We start from the raw sequence: 12,305 nt of genomic DNA, 5'->3' as shown, positions 1-12,305 counted from the left end.
CGGTCAGCTCGATACCGGATATTTGCGGTCGAGTTCCAGGTTGAGCTGCAACACGTTTACCGTCGGCTCCCCGAAGAATCCAAGGTCACGGCCGCTGCGGTACTGGGCTAGCACCGCCTTGATCTGATCCGGGCTGACATGGCGAGCTTTGGCCACCCGGGCGACCTGGATGCCGGCGTAGGCCGGCGAGATGTCGGGGTCCAGGCCACTGCCGCTGGCGGTGACCGCATCGGCGGGTACCGCAGGGTTGGCGGGCGCGCTGCCGCGAACGGGCACGACCTGGCCCATCGAGTAGTCGTCGCCGTATTTCGCGCACTCGACGCGCACTCCCTCGTAAAGGGTCAGAAACGGCGTCTGTGTCGTCTGGCATGGCTCGTTGACGCTGACCACGCGGGAGGGGTGCACGACGTTTCCGCGGGTGTCGCGGGATCCGATCACGGAGAGCACCGCGCCCACCCCGCCACCGGTGCAGAACGGACGCGAACCGTCGACACCCTCCAGTCGGCCGACGATTGCGCTGCGTGTGCATACCTGCGTCAGCAGGCTCGGCTTGAAGCCTGCGTCGGAAGCGGACTTGCCGACGGCCAATTGCGCCGGATCGGCCGGTGTGTCGACGATGCTTTCCGGCCCGAGGTTGCTCGCGCCGGAGGACGTCGGGTCGTAACCGGTGCCTGCCGCCGAGGGCCGGCTCTGGAAGTACTGCGGCAGAGCGTTGCCGTCCTTGTCGGTGAACAGCTGACCGATCAGCCGGCTGCCGATCGGCTTGCCGTTCACCGTCAGAATCGATCCTTCGGCCTTGTCGTGCAATCCGGGGATCTGCGCGACCAGCCAAACGAACACGGGATAGGCCAAGCCGGTGATCACGGTCAGCACCAGCAGCGCACGGAAGGCCGCCCAGTGCACGCGTACGAAATTCGAAAACTTCATGTCAGGACATCCCTGGGACGAATTGGATAATCAGGTCGATCAGCTTGATCCCGATGAACGGGGCGATGATTCCGCCGAGCCCGTAAATATAGAGGTTGCGGCTCAACAGTTTTGACGCGCTGCTCGGCGTGTAGCGCACACCCCGCAGCGACAGCGGGATCAGCGCCACGATGACGACCGCGTTGAAAATCACCGCGGACAGGATCGCCGACTGCGGGCTGTGCAGCCGCATGATGTTGATCAGATCCAGCCCGGGAAACAGTGCGACGAACATGGCCGGGATGATCGCGAAGTACTTCGCGATGTCGTTTGCGATCGAGAAGGTGGTCAGTGCTCCACGGGTGATGAGCAGCTGCTTGCCGATTTCCACGATCTCGATGAGTTTGGTCGGGTCGGAGTCCAGATCGACCATGTTGCCGGCCTCTTTTGCGGCCGAGGTGCCGGTGTTCATTGCCACACCCACATCGGCCTGAGCAAGAGCCGGTGCGTCATTGGTGCCGTCACCGGTCATCGCGACCAGTTTGCCGCCGGCTTGCTCGCGTTTGATCAGCGCGAGCTTGTCTTCCGGCGTGGCTTCAGCGAGGAAGTCGTCAACACCGGCCTCATCGGCAATCGCCTTGGCGGTCAACGGGTTGTCGCCGGTGATCATCACCGTGCGAATGCCCATCTTGCGCATCTCGTCGAATCGATCCCGCATGCCTTGTTTGACAACGTCTTTGAGATGGATGACTCCCAGCACCGCGGCCTCGCCGTCGCGGGTCTCACCGACGACCAGGGGGGTGCCGCCGCCAGCGGAGATGCCGTCGACGATCTCGCCAAGCTGATGCGGTACGTCGCCGCCTTGGCCGCTTACCCATTCGGCGACCGAGCTCGCCGCGCCCTTGCGGAGCAGATGGCCGTCAAGGTCGACGCCGGACATCCTTGTGGTAGCCGAGAATTCGACCCACTGAGCATGTGCAAGCTCGCCCGGTGTGCGTGCCCGCAGCCCGAAGTGTTGTTTGGCGAACACGACGACCGAGCGGCCTTCCGGCGTTTCGTCGGCCAGGCTGGACAGCTGCGCGGCGTCGGCCAGTTGCTCATCGGTGACGCCGTCGAGCGGGATGAAGGCAGCGGCCTGCCGGTTACCCAGGGTGATGGTGCCGGTCTTGTCGAGCAGCAGGGTGTTCACGTCGCCGGCGGCTTCCACCGCCCGGCCCGACATCGCCAGCACATTGCGTTGCACCAGCCGGTCCATGCCCGCGATGCCGATCGCGGACAGCAGCGCACCGATAGTCGTCGGGATCAGGCAGACCAGCAGCGCCACCATCACGATCCCGGTAACGCCGCTCGCGTTGAGCGCCTCGCTGTTTGGGACGCCCGGGTTGTTCATCTTGGAGTAGATCGCGAGCGGCTGCAGTGTGGCGACAGCGAAGACGAAGATGATCGTCAACGCGGCCAGCAGGATGTTCAGCGCGATCTCGTTGGGGGTTTTCTGCCGGTTGGCACCCTCGACCAGCGCGATCATCCGGTCGATGAAGCTTTCCCCGGGCTTTTGCGTGATCTGCACGACGATGCGGTCGCTTAGCACGGTGGTACCGCCGGTGACCGCCGAGCGGTCGCCGCCGGACTCTCGGATCACTGGTGCCGACTCTCCGGTGATCGCCGATTCGTCCACCGACGCAATGCCTTCCACGACATCGCCGTCACCCGGTATCACCTGCCCGGCTTCGACCACGACGACATCGCCTTGTTGCAGTAGCGGCGCGGCGACTTCCTCTTCCCCGGCGGAGGCGCCCGGCGCCCAGTCCTTGAGGCGCCGCGCCATGGTGGAGGTCTTCGCTTTGCGCAGGGTTTCGGCCTGGGCCTTGCCGCGACCCTCGGCCACCGCCTCAGCGACATTGGCGAACACTACGGTCAGCCAGAGCCAGACCACGGTCAGCCACGCGAACCAGGTCGGGTCGATGATCGCCAACACGGTGCTCCATGCGGCGCCGATCTCGACGATGAACATGACGGGGTTGCGCCACAGCGTGCGGGGATCGAGTTTGCGCAACGCATCCGGCGTCGACTTCCACAACATCTTCGGGTCGAGCAGACCGCCCTGTACCCGTTTCGTGGTGTCGGGGGTCGCGGACTGCGACTGCGCAGTCGAATCGACGGTCGCGGTCATCAGTGAATTCCTTCAGCGAGAGGCCCAAGCGCGAGCATAGGCAGGAAAGTAAGGGCAACGAGAATCAGCGTGACGCCGGCGACCATTCCTACGAATTGCGGCCTATGGGTGGGCAAGGTTCCCGCCGATTCGGGTGTGGCACCCTGCTTGGCCAGCGACCCGGCCAAGGCCAGCACCAGCACGATAGGCAGGAATCTGCCGAAGACCATCGCCAGTCCGAGGGCGGTGTTGTACCAGTCGGTGTTGACGCTGATTCCGGCGAATGCCGATCCATTGTTGTTGGCGGCGGAGGTGAACGCGTACAACACTTCCGAGAGTCCATGCGGGCCGGTATTCAGCATGCCGGCGCGTTCGCCGGGCAGCGCCATCGCGATCGCGGTTCCGGTCAGCACGATCAGCGGTGTGACAAGGAAATAGCTTGCCGCCAACTTGATTTCGCGCGGGTTGATCTTCTTGCCGAGGTATTCCGGGGTGCGTCCGACCATCAGGCCTGCGATGAATACGGTGATCACGGCCAGAATCAACATGCCATAAAGGCCAGAGCCGGTCCCCCCGGGAGCGACCTCACCGAGCTGCATGTTGAACATCGCCATCATGCCGCCGAGGCTGGTGTAGGAGTCGTGGAACGAGTCAACGGCACCGGTAGAGGTCAGTGTGGTCGAGTCGGCGAATACCGCCGAGTCGGCGATGCCGAACCGTTGCTCCACACCTTCGGCCGCCGCGCCCGTCGCGGTCGGTACCGTGCCGTGATGCTGCAACTGGAACCAGAGCATCAACGACACGCTGATGAGATACAGCGTCCCCATGACCGCGGCGATCGCATAGCCCTGCTTGGTGCTGCCGACCATCCGCCCGAATGTGCGCGGGAGCGAAAAGCTGATCACCAGTAGCAGGAAGATCTCCAGCCAGTTCGTCCACGCGTTCGGGTTCTCGAACGGGTGCGCGGAGTTGGCGTTGTAGAAGCCACCGCCATTGGTGCCAAGCTCTTTGATTACTTCCTGGCTGGCCACCGGGCCGCCGGTGATGGTCTGTTGGGTGCCGGCAAGCGTGTTGACCACCTGGTCGTTGAGGTGGAAGTTCTGGATCGCCCCGCCCGCGATCAACACGATCGCCCCGATGACCGCGATCGGCAGCAGGATGCGCAGCGTGCCGCGGACCAGGTCGACCCAGAAGTTCCCCAGATCACCGGTGCGCCTGCGGGCGAAGCCGCGCACCAGCGCAACCGCCACTGCCATGCCGACGGCGGCCGAGACGAAGTTCTGCACCGCCAGCCCGGCCATCTGTACCAGGTGGCCCTGCGTCGATTCGCCGGAGTAGGCCTGCCAGTTGGTGTTGGTGACGAAGCTGACCGCGGTGTTCCACGCCAGCGCCGGCGTCATCTTGGTGGCCGGATCATGCAGGTGCAACGGCAATTTGCCCTGCACGAGCTGGAACACGAACAGGAAGAGGACGCTGATCGAGGAGAACGCCAACACACTGCGGGCGTAGGCGCCCCAGGTCTGCTCGGAGCGTGAGTCGACACCGATCAGCCGGTAGATCACGCGCTCGACCGACGAGCTCTTCTCCGATGTGTAAACCCGATACATGTAGTCGCCCAACGGCACATGCACCGCAACCAGAGCCGCGACGAGAAGTACGAGGAAAATGATTCCCGCGGACGTTGTGCTCACTAGAACCTCTCCGGGAACAGCAGGGCGCACCCGAGAAACAGGGCGAGAACGATGGAAAGTACTAGACCGACGACGTTTTCGTAGTTCACAGCCGTTCGACCAACTTCTGCACGAGGCCTAGCACGGCGAACACCGCCACCGTGAGCACGACGAAAGCCAACACGCCCATCTTGTCTCCGTTCCGCGCCGAACGCGTGCATACGAAAGGACCTCATCGAGTCAGCCACACCGCAGTCCTCGGAGGCAAGGTCAGCTTGAAATTAATCGGGGCCAATGCGATAGGGCCTTTGGTTGATGCTTTCCTAACGGCGCCGCAGTGCACCTTTGCGGTTTCTTTACGCCACTGTGTTCGAACCGGACGGTTCTGTTCAAGCGTGTGATCGCGTTTCCCGACGAGCCCGGTAAACCGCTCCCCGGTCGACCGTCGGCAGATCAAACCGAGTGATCGGTTCGGCGTAGCCAATCACGAGTTGCGACAGAGCTTTTCGTGAAGGGTGCGCTGGGGGTCGGTCGAAAGTGTTCCGTAAATGTTTGGGCAGCGCGCGTATGGATGCTGTTCGGACCCAAGCCCGCTTGGTGCCGAGGGCGTCAATCTGGCTTCATGAACGACACGCGCGACCGAGTTACTCAACCCGCCGTGGTCCCGACGACACGCGCGGCACTTTCCGCGCGGGGAGGGTGGTCGCGACTGCTCGACGGCGCCCACCCGTGGGGATCATTTGTTGCCACGGTCGGACGCTACGGGGTTCAACGCTTCCAGTTGGTCGTCTATCCGCCCGGAAGCAGCGTCGCCGATCGGCAACTGGCGCGGCTATGGCGCGGATGGCCGATGAGTGGCGCCGCGCTCGGGTTGATCGCGATGGTGGTGCTCGGCGAGGTGGCGGCCTCACCCGACACCGTGCTGGCCTTCGCCGTTGTCTGCTATGTAATCATCGGCGCTCTGCTCTTCCTGACGGCCGGGCCCACCCGCGTGCAAGTGAGGTCTGTGTCGATCGCCCTGATGCCCCAGGGCGCCGACTCTCGCGAATTAACTAGGTACGTAGAAGGTCTCAGCTTGGCCACCATGCTGACCCGCGCCGACCGGTTGCTCAAGGCGGGTGCGCTCTCATCTGGCGAGCATGAGGCGATTTGGCGAGAAGCCTACGATCGTCTCGCCGCGATTCAAGTCTGATGTGGGGTCGCGGTCCCGGGCTACCCGCTCGGGCCGTCGATCATCGGCAGCCGCACCCGGAAGACCGTTCGGCCGTGGGCGGATTCGGCACTGACCGAGCCGTGATGGGCTTTGACGATCGAACTGACGATGGCCAGGCCCAGCCCGATGCCCGACCCGTCGGAGCGGGAGGTGTTCGCGCGGACGAATCGCTCGAACAGCCGGGGGAGCAGATCCACGTCGATGCCGGGACCGTTATCGGCCACGGTCAGCTCGGCGTACGGAGCGCCGGAATCGCCGCGTTGGCAGGTGATTGCGGTGGTGACCGTGACGCCGGGCGGTGTGTGCAGGCGGGCGTTGCTGTGCAGATTGCTGACGGCTTGATGCAGCCGGGCATGGTCGCCCCGCACCCAGACCGCGCCTTCGGGCAGGTCCTTGAGCCAAATGTGCGTCGGTGCCGCGGCGGCCGCGTCGTTCACCGCGTTGACGACCAGTTCGGCCAGGTCCACGTCTTCGTTCTGCAGGTCCTCGCCCTCGCCCAGGCGTGAGAGCAACAGCAGCTCCTCGACGAGCAAGGACATCCGCTGCGCCTCCGACTCGATGCGCGCCAGCGCGTACTCGGTGGTCGGTGGTAGCGCCGAACTGTCCTGACGGGTCAGCTCCGCGTAGCCCTGAATCGCCGCCAGCGGTGTTCTCAGCTCGTGGCTGGCGTCGGTGAGGAATTGCCGCATCCGCATGTCGGAGTCGACGCGATGCGCCAGCGCACTATCCACGTTGTCCAGCAACCGGTTCAGCGTGTGTCCGACGATGCCGACCTCGTTGTCGGGATCGGTGTCTTCCTGCCGGACCCGGACGCTGATCCGGTGGTCGTCGCCGGTAAGGGGCATGCCGGCGACTTCCGCGGCGGTCGCCGCGACCCGGCGCAGCGGGCGGAGTGTGTAGCCGACCACCCAGACGGTGAGCCCGGCGGTGATCACCAGGGCGGCCGCGATCAGCAGGCTGGTGGTGATGTACTTGCGGGCCATGATCTGGTCGGCCAGCTTCACCGACATCCCGACGATCAGCAGATCGGATCCCTCGCGCCGGCTGTCGACGCGGTAGGCGCCCAGGCTGCCCAGCCGCACGGTCCTGGGTGGCGCGTCGGCCCAGGACAGTGACTCGATCGCGCGAATCACGTCGGGCGGGGCGGGTTTTGGTTCGTCCTCGGAAAACACCGCGGAGCCGATCACGGTGCCGTCGTGCACCACGGCGATCAGGTTGCCCGGTGTTTGTCCGGTGAATTCCAGCATCGCCTGGTCCACCGGCGGGGTGCGGCGGTGCGCCGAGGTGTGCTCGCCGTTTCGGTACCGGGTGTAGGAGTTGCTCAGCGCATCGAGCGATTCGGCGACATCGGCGTCGCTGATCGCGGTGACGTAGCCGCGAAGGCTGAGCACCGAGACCACCCCGACAGACACCAAAACCACTGTGACAACGGCTAATACGCCTATCAGCAATTGGCGGCGCAGCGACCGGGGCAACCAGAAAGGGGTATTGCGCCGGCCCGTCATTCCAGGGGTCGCAGCATGTATCCGACACCTCGCACGGTGTGGATCATCGGCTCGCGGCCAGAGTCGATTTTCTTTCGCAGATACGAGATGTAGAGGTCGACGATGCTGGTGCGCCCGGCGAAGTCGTAGTTCCAGACGCGGTCCAGAATTTCGGTACGGCTCAGCGCGCGGCGCGGGTTGCGCATCAGGAAACGCAGCAATTCGAACTCGGTAGACGACAGCGATATCGGTGTGCCGTCGCGGGTGACTTCGCGGCTGGCGGTGTCCAGCCGAAGATCGCCGACCTTGAGCGCTTCGGCGGCCGGCGGGGGCAGCTGGCTGGACCGGCGCAGCAACCCGCGCAGACGTGCGACCAGTTCCTCGAGGCTGAACGGCTTGGTCATATAGTCGTCGGCGCCCGCGGTGAGGCCGGTGACCCGGTCCATGACCGAATCGCGTGCGGTCAAGAACAGTGTGGGGGTGTAAACGTCGGATTCGCGGATCCGCTGCAGAATGCGCAGGCCATCCATGTCCGGAAGCATGATGTCGAGAACGAGGACATCCGGCGTCACCCGGTCGAACTTGGCCAGTGCTTCACGTCCGTTGTGGGCGATCTCCACCACCCAGCCCTCGTAGTGCAGGGCCATTTTGACGAGGTTGGTGAGCGCCGGCTCGTCGTCCACCAGCAAAACCCGGATCGGTGAACCGTCGGCACGATAGATCCTCGGCAGCTGTCCAAGGATGGCTTGACGTGGGCGCTGGCTACCCGCGTATCCGGACGTTACGGCGGTCATGTCCTTGAATTCTCGCAAAGCGCATAAGCGCTTGTCACGGAGTTCATAGACTTCTCAAATCTTACGAAGCCCCGGATCGAGTGCGGTGCGAACATCGTGGCAAACGACGCTGTGCTGCAACGAGTTTCGCTGACGGCTCACCCGGGCCGTCCAACACAGCGCCGGCGCACATGAAACGGGGCCGCACACCGATTGGTGTGCGGCCCCGGGTGAAGCGAAGGGTGTCAGGCCCAGCTGGACCCGACGGCGCTGTCGGTGCTGGCCATGTTGTTGCCCGCGGTCTGCACCTTCTGCCCGTGCTGGTTGGCCTGCTCGTAGATGACCTGGAAGTTGCGACCCAACTGGGTGATGAACTCCTGGCACGCCACCGAACCGGCGCCACCCCAGAAGTCGCCGGCAGCCAGCACATCGCGAACGATGGCCTGGTGCTCGGCCTCCAACGAAGCGGCCTGCGCGCGGATGAGGGCGCCGTGCGCGTCCACATCTCCGAACTGGTAGTTGATCGACATTGTCTATCCTCCTGAGTGAAAAGTGTTGGGTTGATCCGCTTTTCGCGGCTACTGGCTGAGGATCTGCTGCGAGTGCTGCTCTTGCGTCTCGTAGTTGTTGGCGTCACGGATCAGTCCGTCACGCACGCCGTGGAGCATGTTGACAATGTTGTTGAACGCCTGGTTCATCTGACCCATCGTGTCGTACGACGTGGCCTGGGCCTGACCGCTCCAGCCCGCACCGGCGATGTTCATCGACGACGCCCACATCTTGCGAGCCTCATCCGACACCGTCTGCGCGTGCATCTCAAAACGGCCCGCCATCGCACGCATCGCGTGCGGGTCGGTCATAAAACGTGTTGCCATGTTGCCTTTCTCCTTTTTTCGGGTGATGCCTTCGATAGGTGGAAGTCTTGGCGCGGTGGTAGCCGCGCAGCGGATAGATTACGGCGCAGCGGTTAACTGCCGGCCTCGAGCGAGTTACATGTGACCCTTGATTTCGGCGATCACACCACAACCTGCTTGGGCATGACGATCGGCTTGAAGCCGTACCGCGGACCCGAGCCGAAGGCGCCGGCGCCCTTGGCTCCGGCCACCATGCCGGGCATGCCGGGCGCACCCATGACCGAGGCTTCTTCGGTGGCCGCGGTCCAGCCCGAACCCTCGATCGGCGCGGTCGCTGCCGCCAACTCCGTCTGCGGGGCAGCGTTGGCCGCCCAACTGGCCGGCACCGACAGACGGCTCACCGTCTGCGCCCCGCCCAGGCTCGCCGTCGCCGCGCTGCCCAAGCCGCTCGCCGGTGTCACCGAGCTGACCACGGAGCCCTCGATGATGCCGCCGGCACCGGCCGGCACCACGTCGCTGACCGCGGCCGCCGGCACCGCGGCACCGGCCAAGACGTGGCCCAGCGATACCGCGGTCGGGATGGTGATCATGCTGAACCAGGCCGCGGTGTTGACCGCACCGTTGATGGCGTTCAGCACCGACGGCGTACCGAGGAAGCCGTCGATCGATTGCAGCAGGTTGTTGCTCGTGAAGGGGATTTGCAGCGCGTCGCTCAACGAGCTCAAATCGAACGCCTGCGCGGCCAGGGGCTGCACGTCGTTCGCCGTCACCGCCGCGTCATTGGCAGCATTCGCGGCCGCTCCGGCGGCCGGGTCGGTGGTCGAGGCCAGCGGCGTCACCGGCTGCAGCATCCCGGCCGCCGCATCGCTGGCGGCCTGGTATGCGCTCATCGCGGTGGCGTCTTGGACCCACATCTCCGAGTACTCCATCTCCAATTCCGTCACCTGCGGAAGGGTGAAGGGGAGCCCGGCGAGTGCGGCGGTGAACTCCGCGCGGTTGGTGAAGACCAGCGCCGGGTTGACCACCCCCGCGTGAGCGGCCTCGAAGGCGGCCGCCGACGATGCGGCAGCCGAGCTCGCCTGCTCGAGTGCGGTCGCCGTGTCGGTCAGGTAGGTCACGATCGGCTGTGCCGCGGTCGCGGCCGCGGCCGACCCACCACCCGTCCACGCCTCGGTGGTCAGCAACGAGATGATCGACTCCCACGAGGTCGCCGTGGTGCTCACCTCGGCGGCCAGGTTGGCGTACGCGGTGGCGGCGGCCATCAGCGGTGCGGAGCCCGGTCCGCTCCACACCAGCGTCGAGGTGATCTCCGGGGGTAGTGCTGCAAAGTCCATAACCATTTTGTGTATCCGCTCCTGTTCGAAGAATTCGCTTGGTGGTTAACCGTGAAAGTTGTTAGACGGCTGTCAGTTTCGGCATGACGATCGGCTTGACGCCATAGCGTGGCGCACCGAAGCCGCTGGAGGCGCGTCCAGCGCCCGTGACCATGCCGGGCATGCCGGCCATCGGCGCGCCGGCGCTGGCCTGCGGTGCCGCTCCGGTCCAGCCCACGGTGTGCAGCGGAGTGGCGGTGGTACCGACCACCGGAGTGACTTGACCGCCAACCCAACTCGGCGGCACCGCCAGGTTGCCGACCAGGGTGCCCTGGCCGATGCCGGCGACCACCGGCGTCACGGCACCACCCATGCCCGCCGGCATCGGGGAAGTCGAGGCGGCCAGGTCCGCGGCGCCCGCTGCCGCGGCGGCATCACCGATCGTGTCGCTACCGGCGGGGAGCAGACCACCACCGGCCATACCGACGAGGTTCGATGCGGCCGAAGCCCAGTTGCCCGCACCGATGTTGAGGATGTTGGCCCCGTTGCTGGACAGACCGAACATGCCGCCGAGCATCGACGAGTTGGTGAAGTTACCGGTGCCACCGAGGAGGTACTGCAGCCAGTCCAGGCCGGTGCTGCCGGGGCCCTGAGCCTGAACCTGCGACACCGGATCCGACAGGAGGCTCATCTGCGAGGGGTCGGCCGACTGAAGCAGGGCCGACGCCGCGTTGTTCGCCTCGGTGTCGCTGTAGCTGTTGGAGCTGGTTCCCAGGTTGGTCGTATACGTTTCCAGCTGGGTCTGAGCTTCCCCGGCGGTCGTCTGGTAGGTGGTGCCGAACGCTGAGAAAAGCGCCGCCTGCTGCAGCGACACCGCGTCGGCGCCGGCCGGAGCGACAACCGTGGTCGCCGCCGCGGCGCCGGCATTCTGCGCCGCCAGATTGGCATTGATCGCTTCCAGCTGCCCCTGCGCGGCAAGCAACTCTTCAGTCACTGTTGTCAGGAATGACATCCATTGCTCCTCTAATGTTCGAACCATGTCGACCCAAAGAACTGGGTCAACCCTGAGTGGTGGTGTACAAGCCCCTGTGTACTGGCGTAAGGCTATTTCCCCCAGTCACCAACTTCCCGATCGAAAGGGCGCGGGTGACGGGCGTTTACGGCGTCTTAACGCTGGTGCCCGCAGTTTTAACAGGGTCCTGTCGGCCGACATGGCGGTGTCATCTGTTACTCAGCGCTGAGTAGCTGGGAGTCGCGCGGCGCGGGGATCTTACGCGAACCGCGACTCACGCGCACGCCCTGAATTCGGCCACATTCGGGGGGACGCGGTGTCCCGCAATCGCGCCGCGCGCGCTAGATTCGCCGCCGGGGCCCCCATAGCCCAATTGGCAGAGGCAGCGGACTTAAAATCCGCCCAGTGTCGGTTCGAGTCCGACTGGGGGCACGTCAAAAGGGGTGCCCATCACGAGCAACCACCCATTGCGAATGACATCGGTGAGCGACGGCCGGCAAACTCCCCGTGCTCGATCCCGAGGTCAGCTCTACATTTTGCTGCGGTTCTGCGGGCAGTAGGCCGCAACCGCCGCGCCGACAATGCTGCCGGCGCCCATGTTGCTCACTCCCAGCGCCTTCTTCACGTCGTCGACGGTCTGGGCCATCGTGTCCCCGGCGTCGAAGTCCTGACACACCGCGTGACCGGCGTTGATCATCATCTGGTCCTGACCACCGGGCCAGGAGAGGCCACGCTGCTGCAGCGTGCGCAGGAAGGTGTCATCCGCCCCGTCGGCACCGGCGATCGGGGCAGCGGCGATGGCGAGAAGGCCGGTCGCGACGGCGGCGATCGGGCCCGCCAACCATGTCGTGTTCTTCATTTATGTCGACCCCCTTGACGTGAACCATGCAGGACCAGAATCCTAACTTCGTCTTGACATTATGTCTCGACA

11 protein-coding genes and 1 tRNA gene are annotated in these 12,305 nt (G+C 64.9%); 2 read left to right on the top strand and 10 right to left on the bottom strand.

Translation table 11 applies throughout. The features are described 5' to 3' along the window. Positions 1-3: 3 nt before the first annotated feature. From MAAFP003_RS22010 to kdpA, 3 genes are read right to left on the bottom strand one after another with little or no spacing between them, the layout of a single operon-like run. The gene (locus MAAFP003_RS22010) at positions 4-927 is read right to left on the bottom strand and encodes a potassium-transporting ATPase subunit C (RefSeq protein ID WP_096289826.1); all 924 of its coding nucleotides are present in this window, start codon (positions 925-927) and stop codon (positions 4-6) included. A gap of 1 nt (position 928) precedes the next feature. Continuing rightward, on the bottom strand, positions 929-3,076 hold the full coding sequence (kdpB, locus tag MAAFP003_RS22005) for a potassium-transporting ATPase subunit KdpB (RefSeq protein WP_096289825.1): 2,148 nt from the start codon (positions 3,074-3,076) through the stop codon (positions 929-931). Beyond that, positions 3,076-4,746 carry a potassium-transporting ATPase subunit KdpA gene (gene kdpA, locus MAAFP003_RS22000; protein ID WP_096289824.1) on the bottom strand — a complete coding sequence of 557 codons (1,671 nt, stop codon included), beginning with the start codon at positions 4,744-4,746 and terminating at the stop codon, positions 3,076-3,078. Before kdpA ends, kdpB begins: the two co-directional genes overlap by 1 nt. Positions 4,747-5,347: 601 nt before the next feature. Here kdpA and MAAFP003_RS28980 point away from each other — a divergent pair. Next, a complete protein-coding gene (locus MAAFP003_RS28980; protein ID WP_133160880.1) occupies positions 5,348-5,917 on the top strand; it encodes a DUF6611 family protein in 570 nt (189 codons plus the stop codon). A gap of 20 nt (positions 5,918-5,937) precedes the next feature. Here MAAFP003_RS28980 and MAAFP003_RS21985 read toward each other — a convergent pair whose 3' ends face one another. The 6 genes from MAAFP003_RS21985 to MAAFP003_RS21960 form a co-directional block, all read right to left on the bottom strand. Beyond that, a complete protein-coding gene (locus MAAFP003_RS21985; protein WP_096289822.1) occupies positions 5,938-7,443 on the bottom strand; it encodes a sensor histidine kinase in 1,506 nt (501 codons plus the stop codon). Then, complete coding sequence (locus MAAFP003_RS21980) at positions 7,440-8,216, bottom strand: response regulator transcription factor (RefSeq protein ID WP_096289821.1); 777 nt, start codon at positions 8,214-8,216, stop codon at positions 7,440-7,442. Before MAAFP003_RS21980 ends, MAAFP003_RS21985 begins: the two co-directional genes overlap by 4 nt. Positions 8,217-8,440: 224 nt before the next feature. Next, the gene (locus tag MAAFP003_RS21975; protein ID WP_036469090.1) at positions 8,441-8,725 is read right to left on the bottom strand and encodes a WXG100 family type VII secretion target; all 285 of its coding nucleotides are present in this window, start codon (positions 8,723-8,725) and stop codon (positions 8,441-8,443) included. A 48-nt stretch (positions 8,726-8,773) separates the two neighbouring features. Beyond that, on the bottom strand, positions 8,774-9,070 hold the full coding sequence (locus tag MAAFP003_RS21970) for a WXG100 family type VII secretion target (RefSeq protein WP_096289820.1): 297 nt from the start codon (positions 9,068-9,070) through the stop codon (positions 8,774-8,776). Between the two features lie 140 nt (positions 9,071-9,210). After that, the gene (locus tag MAAFP003_RS21965) at positions 9,211-10,389 is read right to left on the bottom strand and encodes a PPE family protein, SVP subgroup (RefSeq protein ID WP_096289819.1); all 1,179 of its coding nucleotides are present in this window, start codon (positions 10,387-10,389) and stop codon (positions 9,211-9,213) included. A 55-nt stretch (positions 10,390-10,444) separates the two neighbouring features. After that, positions 10,445-11,374 carry a PE family protein gene (locus MAAFP003_RS21960; RefSeq protein ID WP_096289818.1) on the bottom strand — a complete coding sequence of 310 codons (930 nt, stop codon included), beginning with the start codon at positions 11,372-11,374 and terminating at the stop codon, positions 10,445-10,447. A 358-nt stretch (positions 11,375-11,732) separates the two neighbouring features. On the opposite strand from MAAFP003_RS21960, the gene MAAFP003_RS21955 reads away from it, so the two are divergent. Beyond that, positions 11,733-11,806, top strand: a tRNA-Leu gene (locus MAAFP003_RS21955). A 97-nt stretch (positions 11,807-11,903) separates the two neighbouring features. Here MAAFP003_RS21955 and MAAFP003_RS21950 read toward each other — a convergent pair. After that, positions 11,904-12,233 (bottom strand): DUF732 domain-containing protein, encoded by a 330-nt coding sequence (locus tag MAAFP003_RS21950; protein WP_096289817.1) that lies wholly within the window; start codon positions 12,231-12,233, stop codon positions 11,904-11,906. Positions 12,234-12,305: the final 72 nt, after the last annotated feature.

It is taken from the genome of Mycobacterium ahvazicum, from assembly GCF_900176255.2.
Lineage (GTDB): Bacteria > Actinomycetota > Actinomycetes > Mycobacteriales > Mycobacteriaceae > Mycobacterium > Mycobacterium ahvazicum.
This window is presented reverse-complemented; position numbering and strand designations above follow the sequence as displayed.